General features: G+C 75.3%; 12 protein-coding genes and 1 pseudogene. 5 read left to right on the forward strand and 8 right to left on the reverse strand.

Annotated elements, in window-relative coordinates; all coding sequences use genetic code 11:
- Positions 1-5: 5 nt before the first annotated feature.
- Positions 6-1,319, forward strand: a complete 1,314-nt coding sequence (locus IE225_RS21765; RefSeq protein ID WP_190059279.1) for a DUF6986 family protein — start codon at positions 6-8, stop codon at positions 1,317-1,319.
- Between the two features lie 36 nt (positions 1,320-1,355).
- Here the strand turns inward: IE225_RS21765 and IE225_RS21770 are convergent, their stop codons facing one another.
- From IE225_RS21770 to IE225_RS21785, 4 genes are all read right to left on the reverse strand, one after another.
- Positions 1,356-2,054, reverse strand: coding sequence for a phosphodiesterase (locus tag IE225_RS21770; RefSeq protein ID WP_229879885.1), 699 nt, complete (start codon positions 2,052-2,054; stop codon positions 1,356-1,358).
- Positions 2,055-2,207: 153 nt separating this feature from the next.
- Entirely contained in the window at positions 2,208-2,780 is a 573-nt protein-coding gene (locus IE225_RS21775) for a hypothetical protein (RefSeq protein ID WP_190059280.1), read from the reverse strand.
- 177 nt (positions 2,781-2,957) lie between these two features.
- Complete coding sequence (locus tag IE225_RS21780) at positions 2,958-3,752, reverse strand: hypothetical protein (protein WP_190059281.1); 795 nt, start codon at positions 3,750-3,752, stop codon at positions 2,958-2,960.
- Positions 3,753-3,759: 7 nt separating this feature from the next.
- A complete protein-coding gene (locus IE225_RS21785; protein WP_190059282.1) occupies positions 3,760-4,836 on the reverse strand; it encodes a LacI family DNA-binding transcriptional regulator in 1,077 nt (358 codons plus the stop codon).
- 246 nt (positions 4,837-5,082) lie between these two features.
- Between IE225_RS21785 and IE225_RS21790 the strand changes: the two genes are divergently transcribed.
- Entirely contained in the window at positions 5,083-6,036 is a 954-nt protein-coding gene (locus tag IE225_RS21790; protein ID WP_190059283.1) for an ROK family protein, read from the forward strand.
- A 130-nt stretch (positions 6,037-6,166) separates the two neighbouring features.
- Here the strand turns inward: IE225_RS21790 and IE225_RS21795 are convergent, their stop codons facing one another.
- Entirely contained in the window at positions 6,167-8,041 is a 1,875-nt protein-coding gene (locus IE225_RS21795) for an NPCBM/NEW2 domain-containing protein (RefSeq protein ID WP_190059406.1), read from the reverse strand.
- A 475-nt stretch (positions 8,042-8,516) separates the two neighbouring features.
- Between IE225_RS21795 and IE225_RS21800 the strand changes: the two genes are divergently transcribed.
- Positions 8,517-8,714: a hypothetical protein gene (locus IE225_RS21800; RefSeq protein ID WP_190059284.1), complete on the forward strand. Its 198-nt coding sequence runs from the start codon at positions 8,517-8,519 to the stop codon at positions 8,712-8,714.
- 298 nt (positions 8,715-9,012) lie between these two features.
- Positions 9,013-10,056, forward strand: coding sequence for an NUDIX hydrolase (locus tag IE225_RS21805; RefSeq protein WP_190059285.1), 1,044 nt, complete (start codon positions 9,013-9,015; stop codon positions 10,054-10,056).
- 203 nt (positions 10,057-10,259) lie between these two features.
- On the opposite strand, the pseudogene IE225_RS21810 reads toward IE225_RS21805, so the two are convergent.
- A pseudogene (locus IE225_RS21810) lies at positions 10,260-10,972 on the reverse strand (MBL fold metallo-hydrolase).
- A gap of 90 nt (positions 10,973-11,062) precedes the next feature.
- Positions 11,063-12,415 (reverse strand): dipeptidase, encoded by a 1,353-nt coding sequence (locus tag IE225_RS21815; RefSeq protein ID WP_190059286.1) that lies wholly within the window; start codon positions 12,413-12,415, stop codon positions 11,063-11,065.
- Between the two features lie 234 nt (positions 12,416-12,649).
- Between IE225_RS21815 and IE225_RS21820 the strand changes: the two genes are divergently transcribed.
- A complete protein-coding gene (locus tag IE225_RS21820; RefSeq protein ID WP_190059287.1) occupies positions 12,650-13,873 on the forward strand; it encodes a geranylgeranyl reductase family protein in 1,224 nt (407 codons plus the stop codon).
- A 75-nt stretch (positions 13,874-13,948) separates the two neighbouring features.
- Here the strand turns inward: IE225_RS21820 and IE225_RS21825 are convergent, their stop codons facing one another.
- Positions 13,949-14,401, reverse strand: a complete 453-nt coding sequence (locus IE225_RS21825; RefSeq protein WP_190059288.1) for a nitroreductase/quinone reductase family protein — start codon at positions 14,399-14,401, stop codon at positions 13,949-13,951.
- Positions 14,402-14,615 lie beyond the last annotated feature (214 nt).

The following is a 14,615-nucleotide window of genomic DNA, read 5'->3' on the forward strand; positions in this document are numbered from 1 at the left end:
CGGGGATGGGGCAGAGCCGGCAGGAGAAGGTGGTGACGAGCCTCGCGGCCGGCGTCGGCGAGGAGATCGACACCTTGCTCGCGCGGGTCGACGCGGAACTCGCGCGCCGCTACCCGGGGGACCCCGGCACCCGCCAGCCCGTCCACACCGTCTACGTCCCCGGCGACGCCCTCACCGCCGGCACGGTCCGCGACTGGGGCCGGCAGGCCCGCGCCCTGCTCGACGCGCACGCCCCGGACGCCGCGGCCCTCGCCGCCGTCCTGGGCCTGGCCGACGACCTCGCCGAGCCGGTGTACGCGCGCGTGCGGGCCAAGCTGGAGCGCGAGCCGGTCGAAGACCTGCGCATCGACTTCGAGGACGGCTACGGCCTGCGCCCCGACGCCGAGGAGGACGAGCACGCCGCCCGCGCCGCCCGCCTCGTCGCCGAGGCGCACACGGCCGGCACCGCACCCCCGTACACGGGCATCCGCATGAAATGCCTGGAGGCCGCCGTCCGCGCCCGCGGCATCCGCACCCTCGACGTGTTCCTCACCGGCCTGATCGAACACGGCGGCCTGCCCGGCGGGCTGCTGCTGACCTTGCCGAAGGTGACCTGCCCCGAGCAGGTCACCGCCATGGTCCGGCTGCTGGAGGCCTTCGAGAGGACGCACGGCCTGCCGGCCGGGCGCCTCGGCTTCGAGATCCAGATCGAGACCAGCCAGGCCATCCTCGCCGCCGACGGCACCGCCACCGTCGCCCGTCTGATCCAGGCCGCCGAGGGCCGCGCCACCGGCCTGCACTACGGCACCTTCGACTACAGCGCCTGCCTCGGCGTCTCCGCCGCCCACCAGGCCGGCGACCACCCGGTCGCCGACCACGCCAAGGCGGTCATGCAGGTCGCCGCCGCCGGCACGGGCGTACGCGTGTCGGACGGCTCCACCAACGTCCTGCCGGTCGGGTCCACCCGGCAGGTGCACGACGCCTGGCGGCTGCACTACGGCCTCACCCGCCGCGCCCTGGCCCGCGCCTACTACCAGGGCTGGGACCTGCACCCCGGCCACCTGCCGACCCGGTACGCGGCCGTCTTCGCCTTCTACCGCGAGGGCTTCGAGCAGGCGGCGGACCGCCTCACCCGCTACGCCCACCGGTCGGGCGGCGCCGTCCTGGACGAACCCGCCACCGCCAGGGCCCTCAGCGGCCACCTGCTGCGCGGCCTGGACTGCGGCGCCCTCGACACCGCCGAGGTCGCCCGCCGCACCGGGCTGACCCGCGCCGACCTGGAGTCCTTCGCCGCCCCGCACCGCGGCACCCCCACCGCCTCCGCGCCCTGGCCGTCCTGACTCACCGCGTCGTGACCGGCGCCGCCCGGGGCCCGGTCACCGGCCGGCCCGGGACCCCCGGCAGGCGGCGTCCCGCAGGCCGGACAGCGTCCCGGTCGGGGTGAAGCCGGGCGCGCAGTGACGGTGGAGGGCGTAGGCGGGGCCCGTGGCCGGGCCGTCCGCCACCGGCTCCCGGACGGCGAGGACCGCGAACGTGCGCCACCGCTCGCCGGGGCCGGCGGCCCGCAGGCCGAAGACGAGCGGCCCGGCCGCCAGGGCCCGGCGCAGATGCGGCGGGCCGGCCCGCACGGGCCGCCGCGACCGGGGGAAGGCGGCCGGCACCCGCCTGCGGCCGCCGGTCCGGTACGACAGCAGCGCCGGGCAGGGCCCGCCCAGGGCGTTCGCCCGCATCCGCGGAATGTGCCGGGACAGGCGCCCCGCGCCGCTGCTGGTCAGCAGCAGGTCGACCGGCCGGCCCGGACCGGCGGCGTCCTCGACGCGCACGGCCGGCCCCAGCCCGTCCGGCAGCCGCCGCGGCAGTCCCGCCGCCCGGAACAGCCGCACCGTCGCCCGGTACGTGCCCGGGCCGTCCAGCCAGGGCACGCCCCCGGGCCGCCCGTCCGCCGGTACGACCTCGAACCGGTCGGCGCACAGCAGCCTCTCGGGATGCAGCGCGGGCGCGCGCCGCAGCCGGGCCGGCAGCCGGAACACCGCCCGAACGCCGGCGGCGAGCGCCGGCCGCAACGGCCGGGGCACGCCGGCACGGACCGGGTCCGCCGCGCGGGAATCGGTGCGCGGGAACCGGTGCGCGGGAAAGCGGTCATGGGCGCACGGGCCCCCAGAGGCGGGCGGTGACGAAACGGGGCGCCAGGGGCGGCGGGGCCGCTGCCCCCGGCCCGTGGTGCGGTGTCAGCCGCCGAGCGGCCGGGAGCGGCGTGCCGCCGCAGCTCGGCCCGGGCGTGTCCGCCGCGCCGGGGGCGGCCCCACACCGGCGCGACGACCCGGGCGCCGCGCCGCGTGACGCTGCCCCGGGCCGGGGCCGGAGCGCGCGGCCAGGGCGTCGGCGACGGCACCGGTGGCGAAGGCGTACACGGCCTTGTGCAGCAGGTCGACCGCCAGTTCCGCGCGCGGCCAGGTCTGCGGCGGGGCGCCGGCACCCGTGGCGTTCTCCAGGATCTGGTCGTTGGTCAGCCGCACCACCGCGAACTTCGCCGACGACCACGGCCCGCGCAGCCCCGCCTGCGCCATCACCGACCGCAGCACACCCAGCAGCGCTCCCTGGCCGAGGTGCATGGCCCGGTTGACCCCGGCCGGTTGCCGGCCCGCGCGCTCCCGCACCCCGGTCAGCCGTTCCAGCGTCCGGGCGGGCACGTGGGAGTCCGGCCGGCCGGTCAGCCGCTGCTCCGCCTTCTCGCCCAGCGTCATCACCAGCGTTCCGGCCGTACCGGCCACCAGCCCCTGCCACACCGCGTGCCTCATCATGGGCGGCAAGTACCCCCGGACCGGCCCGCCATCCGGCCGAGTGCTCTCCGACGAGGCGACGGGCACGTCGGGGACAGGCCCGAACCGGCACTGCGGCGCGGACGGCGGCGGGCCGGCCGGGGAGCCGGGACGCCCGCTCGCCGCGGCCGGTCCGCCGCGCCCCGGCCCCGGCGCCGGCTACGGCGGCGACGTCCCTCCCACGGGCGGCGAGGCTGCCGCGACGGCTGCCGAACGGACCACGTACTGCTCCAGCCCGCCGGCCGTCACCCACTTCTCCTCGGCGAACAGCCGGGTGCCCCGCGCGCACAGCCGGCGGTCGGCCCGGGCCCGCGCGCAGAACTCCTCCGGCGTGACGCCGAACAGCTCCCGCAACGGCCGGGAGGCGGCGAGGAACTCGGTCAGCAGGGCCCGCTGCCCCGGATGCCGGCGGGGAAGGCCGGTGCCGTCGTGCAGCACGCCGTGGCGGTTGACGTACGCGAACACGCCCGGCAGCCGTGTGCCGTCCTCCAGCTCGATGCGGAACTCGGGCGCGGGCAGCCACGCACGGTCGTAGTTGCCGCCCGGCACCGGCACGCCCTCGCTGGCGTCGATCACGGCGAGCTGCTCGGCGTCCAGCCACGTCACGAACAGCTCCCGTACCGCGTCGGGGGCGTCGAAGGGCGCGGCCGAGATGTAGCCGGCGCGGCTGACGTGCGCGGAGACGCCCACGTCGACGCCGGTCACCCGGGCCCGCACCATCGGCACGGGCGCGGTGATGCCGCACTCGTCCATCTTGTGCCGCAGTTGGCCGGGGCAGGCGTTGGAGCCGATGGCGAGGACCGGCACGCGGTCGTCGTGCACCAGGCGCTCCAGCGGCAGGTAGGCGTCGCCGGCCAGCAGCCCGGAGCGGGCCGGCCAGGCACCCGGGTAGCGCAGCGGATGGTCGCGCGGGGCCTCGGCGAGGCCGAGCGCGTGCAGGGAGTAGTCCGCCATGGGCCGCTCAGTCCGCCGGGGGCAGCTCGCCCGAGCCGCGGGTGATCAGCCGGGTCGGCAGTTCGATCCGCTCCGGGGCGGGCGGGGAGCCGTCCAGTCGGCGGAACAGGCGCTCGGCGGCGGTACGGCCGAGGGCGGCCGCGTCCTGCGCGACGACGGTGACGCCCGGCTTCAGCAGGTCGGCGAGTTCGAGGTCGTCGAAGCCGACCAGGGCGACCCGGCGGGGATGCTCGGCCAGGACGCGGATCACGGTGACCGTCACCCGGTTGTTGCCCGTGAAGATCGCGGTGACCGGGTGCGGGCCGGAGAGCATCTCCTCGGCGGCCCGCCGCACCCGCTCCGGATCGGTGGCGCCCAGCGACATCCACGACTCGGCGACGGGTATCCCCGCGTCCTCCATGGCGGCCCGGTAGCCGCGCAGCCGCTCGGCCGCGGTGTGGATGCGCGGCATGTCGCCGATGAAGCCGATGCGCCGATGGCCGTGGGCGATGAGGTGGGCGACCCCCGAGCGGGCACCGCCGTAGTTGTCCGACAGCACCACGTCGGCCTCGATCCGGCCGGGCGGGCGGTCCACGAACACCGTCGCCACGCCCGCCTTGATCTCCGGTTCCAGATAGCGGTGGTCGTCGCCGGCCGGGATCACCACCAGCCCGTCCACTCGGCGTGCGCACAGCGCCAGCGCCAGCTCCTGCTCGCGCTCGGGGTCCTCGGCGCTGGAGCCGTTGAACAGCAGCGTGCCGTGCGCCCGGGCCACCTCCTCCACGGCGCGGCTGAGCGGCCCGTAGAAGGGGTCGGCGAGGTCCTCCAGGACCAGCCCGATGCTGGAGGTGCGGCCCTTGCGCAGTACCCGCGCGCTGTCGTTGCGGCGGAAGCCGAGGGCCTCGATGGCCTCCTGGACGCGGCGCTCGGTCTCGGGGGTGACCCCCGGTTCTCCGTTGACCACGCGGGAGACGGTCTTCAGGCCCACGCCGGCGCGCGCGGCCACGTCCTTCATGGTCGGACGGTTGCCGTAGCGGGCGCCGGCGGGCTCCTCCGCTCGGCGGGCGGTGTCGGGCACGATGCGCTGTCCTGTCCTGTCGTCCATGGGTCCTGTCGTCCACGGGCCGGTCGTCCGCGAGCTCGACGGCCACGGGTCCTGCGCCCGGGGATGCGGCCGTCCATCGGGTTGTATGAGGATGTGGCGTCGAGCATAGAGGCTGGACAACGTTGTCAGATGGAGGAAAGACTGTCCAGCGCAATCTCCGGCCCTGCGCCCCCACCGCGAGAACGGCCGGTCCATCCGTACGGTTCCCATGGGGTTTCCCATGGCTGACGGGGAGATCCGACACTGATGCAGACCGACCTCGTGGCCGCGCTCGACATCGGCGGCACCAAGATCGCCGGGGCGCTGGTGGACGGCCACGGCCGCATCCTGGCGCGCGCCCAGCGTCCCACACCCGCCCAGGAGGACGGCGAGAGCGTGATGCGGGCCGTCGAGGAGGTGCTCGGGGAACTCGCCGCGTCCCCGCTGTGGACGCGCGCCTGCGCGCTCGGCATCGGCAGCGCGGGCCCGGTGGACGCCTCGGCCGGCACGGTCAGCCCGGTCAACGTACCCGGCTGGCGGGACTTCCCGCTGGTCGAGCGGGTGCGCGCGGTCACCGGGGACCTGCCCGTCGAGCTGATCGGCGACGGCGTCGCCATCACGGCCGCCGAGCACTGGCAGGGCGCCGCGCGCGGCCACGACAACGCGCTGTGCATGGTCGTCTCCACCGGTGTCGGCGGCGGCCTCGTCCTCGACGGCCGGCTGCATCCCGGGCCCACCGGCAACGCCGGTCACATCGGCCACATCAGCGTCGACCTGGACGGCGACCCCTGCCCGTGCGGTGCGCGCGGCTGCGTCGAGCGCATCGCCAGCGGGCCGAACATCGCCCGCCGCGCCCTGGACGGCGGCTGGCGGCCCGGCCCCGACGGCGACGCCTCCGCCGCCGCCGTGGCCGCCGCCGCGCGCGCCGGCGACCCGGTCGCCGTCGCCTCCTTCGAGCGGGCCGCCCGCGCCCTGGCCGCCGGCATCGCCGCCACCGCGACCCTCGTCGAGATCGACATCGCCGTCGTGGGCGGCGGCGTGGGCAAGGCGGGCGACGTCCTGTTCGCCCCGCTGCGCAGGGCCCTGGCCGAGTACGCCACGCTCTCGTTCGTGCGCGGCCTCACCGTGGTGCCGGCCCGCATGGGCACGGACGCCGGCCTGGTCGGCGCGGCGGCGGCCGCGCTGGCGCGGCGCGCCGATCCCACGGCGGCGGGGGTGTGACACGGGCCGGCCGGTGCGGGAACGTTCAGGCCGCACGGGTGGTGGCGGGGACCGGGGCGGGCGAAACCCCACCGCCCCGGCTGCCTTGGCTTTCCGCCCCGCGTCTCCCGCCGGCGGCCCCGGCCCCGGCTCAGCAGCTCAGCCGCGCGTCCGCCCAGTCCGCGTGGTCGGAGTCGATGCCGTCGCCGCCGTCGGTGACGACCAGGCGGACCACCTGCGCACCGGTGACGTCGGCGGTGAGCGGGCGGGCGGGAGCGGCGTTGGTGAGGACGCCGCTGGAGGCGACCCGAGTGTCGTCGGCCCAGACCTCGAACGCGACGGTGCCCCGGTCGCCCTTCTCGTCGTCCACGCCGATGTCGGCGGTCACCGAGGTGCAGGCCCGGCCGGTGTAGAACTCGACGGCGCTCTCGGCGTGCACGCCGAGCCCCTTGGCGTACACCGCGCCGCCGAGGGTGATCGGGCGGCCGTCGCCCGCGGCGCTCTCGCCGTTGCTGGTGTCGCGCTCGGCGGGCCCCCACCCGTTGGTGGCGGTGAGCCAGGGCAGGTCGCTCAGGTACGACGTCCCCGACGGCGGCGCCACCACCACGGAGGCCGTCAGCGGCAGCGTCTCCTCCACCCGCTCACCGGACGGGGAGGAGTAGCGGGCCCGCAGCGTCAGGCCGTGGGGGCCGGTGGGGGTGCCCGGGGGAGCGGTGACCGTCCAGCGGGTGCGCAGCGAGCCGCCCGGCGGGACGGCGACGGCGGTCGCCGGCGAGGCGGGGCGTACGGTCCAGCCCTCCGGCCCGGTCAGCGACACAAAGACGCGGGCGGCCGGGACGCGGCCCAGGTCGGTGAGGGCCGTGGTGAGGCCGGCGGGCCTGCCCGCCTGCACGAACGGGGCGTCGGCCAGGCCGAGTTCGACGGCGGGCGGGTGCGCCGCCCAGCGCCGGTCGGCGAAGACGCGGACCAGGACCGTGCCGTGGGCGGGGACGGCGGCCGCGATCGTGCCGGCGGTGTGGAGGGTTTCGTGGCGCCACAGGTCGCGCAGGCCGTACCCGGCGGCGGCGGGCAGGCCGACGGCCGCGGCGGTGGTGGCGATGCGCTGCGGCCGGCCCGACTCGTTGAAGAGGGCCACCGCCCGGCTGCCGTCCTTCATCTCCTTGGCGACGACCCAGCGCCCGCCCGCGGAGGAGACCACGGTGCCCTGCCGGCCGAGCGGGTCCTGGTCGACGGCGATGACCTCCTTGTTGCCCAGGATGTCGTACGTCGCCGCGGTGGCCCGGCGCAGGTCGGTGCCGATCAGCAGCGGCGCGGCCATGACCGCCCACAGCGAGAAGTGGCTGCGGTACTCGGTGTCCGTCATGCCGCCGTTGCCGACCTCCAGCATGTCGGGGTCGTTCCAGTGGCCCGGGCCGGCGTAGGGGGCGAGGGGCAGGTTCTGCTTCAGGATCGACAGCATCGAGCCCCAGGTGTCGCTGATGTCGCCGGTGGTGCGCCACAGGTGGCCCACGTCGGCCGCCCACTCCCAGGGCTTGTTCTGGCCCCACTCGCAGATGCTGTACACGAGGGGGCGGCCCGTCTCCCGGGCGGCGGCCTTCAGCGCGTCCCGCATGGTCGTGTAGCGCTGCCGGGCGTCGACGCCCTGGTTGTTGCAGTTGTCGTACTTGAGGTAGTCGACGCCCCAGCCGGCGAACTGCCGCGCGTCGTCGTACTCGTGGCCGAGGGCGCCCGGGAAGCCGGCGCTGTCGCAGGTCTTGGTGCCGGCGCTGGTGTAGATGCCGAGTTTGAGGCCCTTGGTGTGGACGTAGTCCGCGAGCGCCTTGATGCCGTGCGGGAAACGGGCCGGGTCCGGCACGAGCCGGCCCTCCGCGTCGCGGGACGGCAGGGCCCAGCAGTCGTCGAGGTTGACGTACTGGTAACCGGCGTCCTTCAGGCCCTTGTCGACGAACAGGTCGGCGATCCCCTTGACCATGTCCTCGTTGAACTCGGCACGGCAGTGCGTGGAGTTCCAGTTGTTGAAGCCCATGGGCGGGGTGAGGGCGAGCCCGTCGGCGAGCGCGGGGGCGGCCGAGGTCCGCGCAGGTGCCCCGGCGGCGGGGGCGGCCAGTCCTGTGGTGAGCCCCGACGCCAGCAGGAGCACGGCGGAGAGCGCTCCGGTGACTCTGGGGGTTCTTCCGGCCCTTCCGCTTCTTCCGAACCTTCCGGCTTTTTCGGTCCTTCCAGCCCTTTCGGCTTTTCGGTGGCCGAGGCCGGTGATACCGGGGAAGCCGGGCAGACCGGGGAGGCCGGGGAGGCTGCGCGGGTGACGCATGGTGGGTTCCTCCGGGCACGCGAGAGAGTGATGGCATGTGCATGCCACTTAGATCCACGGTAGAACCTGTCCGACTCTGTTGGGAACAGTCGGGAGAGACGTTCATTCATGTGCGTCTCTCGTCCGGTCGCCGGGAACACCCGCCCGGCCCGGGCGTGACCTCCGTGCCGGGCGGCCCGTTGGAGCGGGCATGAAGAAGCGCAGCATGCTCGCCATCGCCTCCCTCGCCGCCGGATTCGTCGTCGCGGCCGTCACCCCCTCCCACGCGCTGAGCGGAGAGGAACCGCCCGCCCCGCACGCCGGGGACGCCCTCAGCTCGCTCGACCACACGATCGTCGCCGACGACGGCCTGGTCACGGACGACGGCTCCGCGGACCAGCACGGCTGACGAACCGGCACGACCGGCGGACCGGCACGACCGGCGGACCGGCACGACCGGCGGACCGGCACGACCGGCGGACCGGCACGACCGGCGGACCGGCACGACCGGCGGACCGGCACGACCGGCGGACCGGCACGACCGGCGGACCGGCACGGCCGACCGGCCGAGGGCCGGGAAACACGGCGCCGGCGTCCCGCACCGCGCGGGGCGCCGGCGCCTTCGTACGCGCATTCTCCACGGGAACTGGTTTCCGGGGCAGGGTGGAGCGGGCAAGCCACAGGGGGCCAACAGAAGAGGGGGACCTGTGACCGTCGTCTGGATCAACGGCGCGTTCGGTGCGGGGAAGACCACCACCGCACAAGAACTGATCGAACTGATCCCGAACAGCACGCTCTTCGAACCCGAGGTCATCGACGCGGCACTCGCGCACCTGCTGCCGCCCAAACACCTCGCGGAGGCCGGCGACCTCCAGGACCTGCCGATCCGGCGCCGGCTGGTGATCGACACGGCGGCCGCGATGCTCGCCGAACTCGGCGGGACCCTCGTGGTGCCCATGACCCTGCTGCGCCAGGAGTACCGCGACGAGATCTTCGGCGGCCTCGCCGCCCGCCGGATCCCCGTCCTGCACTTTCTGCTCGCGCCGGCCGAAACGATCCTGCGCGAGCGGATCGCCCGACGCGGGACCCCGCCGGACCCACCGGAGGGTGAGATACGCATACGGCAGTGGTCCTTCGACCACATCGCGCCCTACCGCGCCGCCCTGGCCTCCTGGCTCACCGCCGACGCCCACCCGGTCGACACGAGCGCCCTCACCCCCCGCCAGGCGGCGGCCCGCATCGCCGAGGCCGTCGGCAGCGGCGCCGTCGCCCCGTGCGACATCGTGCAGACCCCCGAACCGACCGCGGAGACGCTGGCGGCCGGCGTGCTGCTCTTCGACGAGCAGGACCGGGTGCTGCTCGTCGACCCCACCTACAAGGCGGGCTGGGAGTTCCCCGGCGGAGTCGTCGAACCCGGCGAGGCGCCCGCCCGGGCCGGCATGCGGGAGGTCGCGGAGGAGACCGGCATCCGCCTCGACGCCGTACCCCGCCTCCTCGTCGTCGACTGGGAGCAGCCCCGCCCGCCCGGTTTCGGCGGCCTGCGCCTGCTCTTCGACGGCGGCCGCCTGGACGCCGCCGACACCGGGCGGGTGCTGCTGCCCGGACCCGAACTGCGCGCCTGGCGCTTCGTCACCGAGGAGGAGGCCGCCGACCTGCTGCCACCGGTGCGCTACGAACGGCTGCGCTGGGCGCTGCGCGCCCGGGAGCGCGGGGCGGCCCTGTACCTGGAGGCCGGAGTGCCGGTCGGCTGACCCGCCCCGGCCTCTCCGGCGGACACCGGTTCCTTCCGGCGGACACAGCTCTCCTCAGGATGACCCCGGTCCCCTCAGGAGGACCCCGGTCCCCTCCGGCGGACAGCAGGCCCGCTTCGACGGACACCGGTCGCACCCACCGCTCCCGCCGGGCCGTACGGTCACCACCGGTTCCCCACGGCCGTACGGCCACCACCGGCCCCCTACGGCCGTACCGCGCCGCCGGCCGCCCCGCGCAGCACCTCGCCGGCTCCCGCCAACACCGGGTCGCCGTGCCCGAAACAGGCCACCTCCACCGAGAGCCGCGCCAGCCGCCGGAAGGAGGCGAGCATCCGCGCCCGGTCAAGGTTGAACACCCCCGGCAGCACCGTGCCGTCCACCGGCGGGGCGGCGACCGCGTCTCCCGTGAACAGCACGCCGTGGCACGGAAGATGCAGCGCCACGCTGCCCTCGGTGTGTCCGGGGACGTGCACCACGCGCGCGCCGCCGCCGAAGCCGAGCACGTCCCCGTCACCGACCTCGACGACCCGCCGCGGCCGGACCGACTCGGCGTGCGGCAGCCGCCGCGCCCGCTCGAGCAGCGGCCGCTCCCCGTCCTGAAGCACCGGCGGCGGCCCCGGCGCCTCCCCGCGCACGTACGGCGCGTCCAGCCGGTGGGCGAGCACCGCCGCCCCGCTCAGCGCCGCGAACTCGCCCGCCCCGCCGGCGTGATCCTCGGGGAAGTGCGTCAGCACGATCCGCCGTACGCCGGCCGGCGCGTGCCCGAGCCGCCGCACCGCGTCGGCGATCGCACCCCCCCGCCCCCGGCGGTCCGGCGTCGACCAGCGTGAGTTCACCGCCGTCCCGCCCACAGGCAGGCCTGGCCGACCGGGAAACGGAGCAGGTGCAGACGGGGCGGAAGCGGTACGACGTCCATGTCCACGGGGCGACGGTAAGGGGGACGGACGGCGCGGGGCGAGGGGACTCTGCCCAGGGCAGAGGGCGGGGCGGGCGGGAGGCCGGCCCCTCAGCCCGCGTAGTTGCGCAGGAACAGCGCCTCCGCCACCGCGAGCCGCTCGAGTTCGTCGGGGGAGACGCTCTCGTCGACGGCGTGGATCTGCGCCTCGGGCTCGCTCAGGCCGATGAGGAGGATCTCGGCGGCGGGGTAGAGGGCGGCGAGCGTGTTGCACAGGGGGATGGAACCGCCCTGGCCGGCGTACTGCAGCTCCTGCCCGGGGTAGGCGACCGCCATGGCGTCGGACATGGCCCGGTAGGCGGGGCTGGTGGCGTCGGCGCGGAACGGCTGGCCCTGGCCGACCTGCTCGGTGCGTACCCGGGCGCCCCACGGGGTGTGCGACTCCAGATGGGCCTGCAGCAGCTTCGTCGCCTCGGCGGCGTCCACGCCCGGCGGCACCCGCAGGCTCACCAGGGCGCGGGCCCGGGCCTGCACGGAGGGGGTGGCGCCGACCACGGGCGGGCAGTCGATGCCGAGGACGGTCACGGCGGGGCGGGCCCAGATCCGGTCGGCCACCGTGCCGGAGCCGATCAGCCCGACGCCGTCCAGGACCTTGGCGTCCCGGCGGAACTCCTCCTCGTCGTACTGCAGCCCGTCCCACACGGCGTCGCAGGCCAGCCCGTCGACGGTGGTGGAGCCGTCCTCGGCGCGCAGCGAGTCCAGCGCGCGGATCAGCGCGGCCAGCGCGTCCGGCGCCGCACCGCCGAACTGGCCGGAGTGCAGGTTGCCGGCGAGCGTCTCGACCTCCACGCGCACCATGGTCATGCCGCGCAGCGTGGTGGTCACGGTCGGCAGGCCGGCCCGGAAGTTGCCCACGTCGCCGATCACGATCGCGTCGGCCCGCAGCAGGTCGGGATGCTCCTCGGCGTACCGCTCCAGACCGCCCGTGCCCTGCTCCTCGGACCCCTCCACGATCACCTTCACGTGCACCGGCAGCCCGCCGTTGGCCTTCAGCGCGCGCAACGCCAGCAGGTGCATGATGACACCGCCCTTGCAGTCGGCGGCACCGCGCCCGTACCAGCGGCCGTCGCGCTCCGTCAGCTCGAACGGCGGAGTGGTCCAGCCGGCCTCGTCCAGCGGCGGCTGCACGTCGTAGTGGGCGTAGAGCAGGACCGTCCTGGCGCCCTCGGGGCCGGGCAGGTAGCCGTACACCGACTGCGTGCCGTCCGGGGTGTCGAGCAGGGCCACGTCCGTGAAACCCTCGGCGCGCAGCGCGTCCGCGATCCACCGCGCGGCGCCCTCGCTCTCGCTCCTCGGGTACTGCTCGAAGTCTGCCACCGACCTGAACGCCACGAGCTCGGCGAGCTCCGCCCGCGCCCTGGGCATGAGCGAGGCGACGGTCTCGGCGACCGGATGCGACGACATGGGCACGCTCCTTGTGGGTGCGACATTGTACGGAACAGGGCGGACCGGCGCGGAGCACGGGCCCCGCGGGCCGCCCGGTGTGCGCAACGGCGCAGGAGATTGTCCTGCTTCCGGCTCTCCCCCGCCCCTTCCGGCCGATCCTCCCACAACGGCCTGCGAGGACGTCCGCCGTAGGATGCGGGGGACAGGTGCGGCAGGCGCCCTGATCGGACGTGATCGGAGCGGTGGACCAACGTGAGCGGCGAGAACTCTTCGGCGGACGACGAGCGGCACATCTGGGACGTCGTCGTGGTGGGCGCGGGACCCGCCGGGGCGTCCGCGGCCTATGCGGCGGCGGTGACCGGGCGGCGCGTGCTGCTGCTGGAGAAGGCGGAGCTGCCCCGCTACAAGACCTGCGGCGGCGGCATCATCGGCCCCTCGCGCGACGCGCTCCCGCCCGGCTTCGAACTGCCGCTGAAGGACCGGGTGCACGCGGTGACGTTCTCCCACAACGGCCGCTTCACCCGCACCCGCCGCTCCAAGCAGATGCTGTTCGCACTGGTGGAGCGGGCCGAGTTCGACCAGCGGCTGGTCGAGCACGCGCAGAAGGCGGGCGCCGAACTGCGCACCGGCGCCACGGTGGTACGGGTCGAGCAGCACGGGCCGGCGGTGCCGGACCGGCGCACGGTCGCCGTCGTGCTGCAGGGCGGCGAGACGCTGCTGGCGCGGGCCGTGGTCGGCGCGGACGGCAGCGCCAGCCGGATAGGAGCCCACGTCGGGGTGAAGCTGGAACAGGTCGACCTCGGCCTGGAGGCGGAGATCCCGGTGCCGGACACCGTCGCCGAGGACTGGCGGGGCCGGATCCTGATCGACTGGGGCCCGCTGCCCGGCAGTTACGGCTGGGTCTTCCCCAAGGGCGACACGCTCACCGTCGGCGTCATCTGCGCCCGCGGCGAAGGAGCGGGCACCAAGCGGTACTTGGAGGACTTCATCGGCCGACTGGGCCTGGCCGGCTTTGAACCCGCCCTGTCCTCCGGCCATCTGACCCGCTGTCGTACCGACGACTCGCCCCTGTCGCGCGGCCGGGTGCTGGTGTGCGGCGACGCGGCCGGCCTGCTGGAGCCGTGGACGCGGGAGGGCATCTCGTTCGCGCTGCGCTCGGGGCGGCTGGCCGGGGAGTGGGCGGTGCGCATCGCCGAGGCGCCCGACGCGGTGGACACCCGCCGCCAGGCCCTGAACTACGCGTTCGCCGTCAAGGCGGGCCTGGGCGTGGAGATGGGCGTCGGACGGCGGATGCTCGCGGTGTTCGAGCGGCGGCCCGGCCTGTTCCACGCCGCCCTCACCGGATTCCGGCCCGCGTGGAACGCCTTCCGGGACATCACCCGGGGCTCGACGTCCCTGGCCCAGCTCGTGCGCACCCACCCGATGGCCCAGCGCGCCCTGACGGCGCTGGACCGGCGGCCCGCCCAGGACGCCTGAGGGACTCCCCGGTACGGGCGACGATCAGGTGCGGGTGACGGTCAGGTGCGGGTGGCGGTCAGGTGAGAGCGGCGATCACTTGTCGTCGACCGTGATCCGGAACACCGGGTGGTCGGGGGCGACGGCCATGATCTCCTCGTCGGAGGAGGCGGCCGTGACGCCGTTGAAGAACCGGTCGACCTCCCAGCCCCAGCGCTGCAGGTAGGTGCGCAGGACGGGGAGCTTCTCGGCGTCGGGGAGCTCCACCGCGGTGAAGGTGCGCACCTTCCGCCCCACGCGCAGCTCGCCGCCGCCGGCCACGCGCATGTTGCGCACCCACTGCGAGTGGCCGCGGGCGGAGACCAGGTACTGCGCACCGGCGTACGTGTGCGGGTTGACCGGCAGGCGCTGCATCCGGCCGCTGGTGCGACCGCGCACGGACAGCTCCGCGGAACCGGCGAGGCTGATCCCGTGCCGGGCCAGCCAGCCGACGAGGCGGTTGAAGCGGGCGGTGAACGAGCCGGCCTGGGCGTAGTAGGACGACGACATGGTGACCTCCGGATGAGGGGGAGAGCGCTGCACTCCACGGCTTCGACGTGCTCTTCGAGAGCAGTGCTCTCGCTTGTTGTCAGTCTGAAGGAGGGCGGGAGGGAAATCAAGAGCAGTGCTCTCGTAAGTGTGCGCCAATCCGTTCTGCGTGCAGTGTGCTTATCCGAGTGCACCGATTCGCGACGCGTGCGCCGGTCTCTTCTGTGTGCACCGC

Origin of the sequence: Streptomyces echinoruber, from assembly GCF_014651135.1 — a bacterium.
GTDB lineage: Bacteria > Actinomycetota > Actinomycetes > Streptomycetales > Streptomycetaceae > Streptomyces > Streptomyces echinoruber.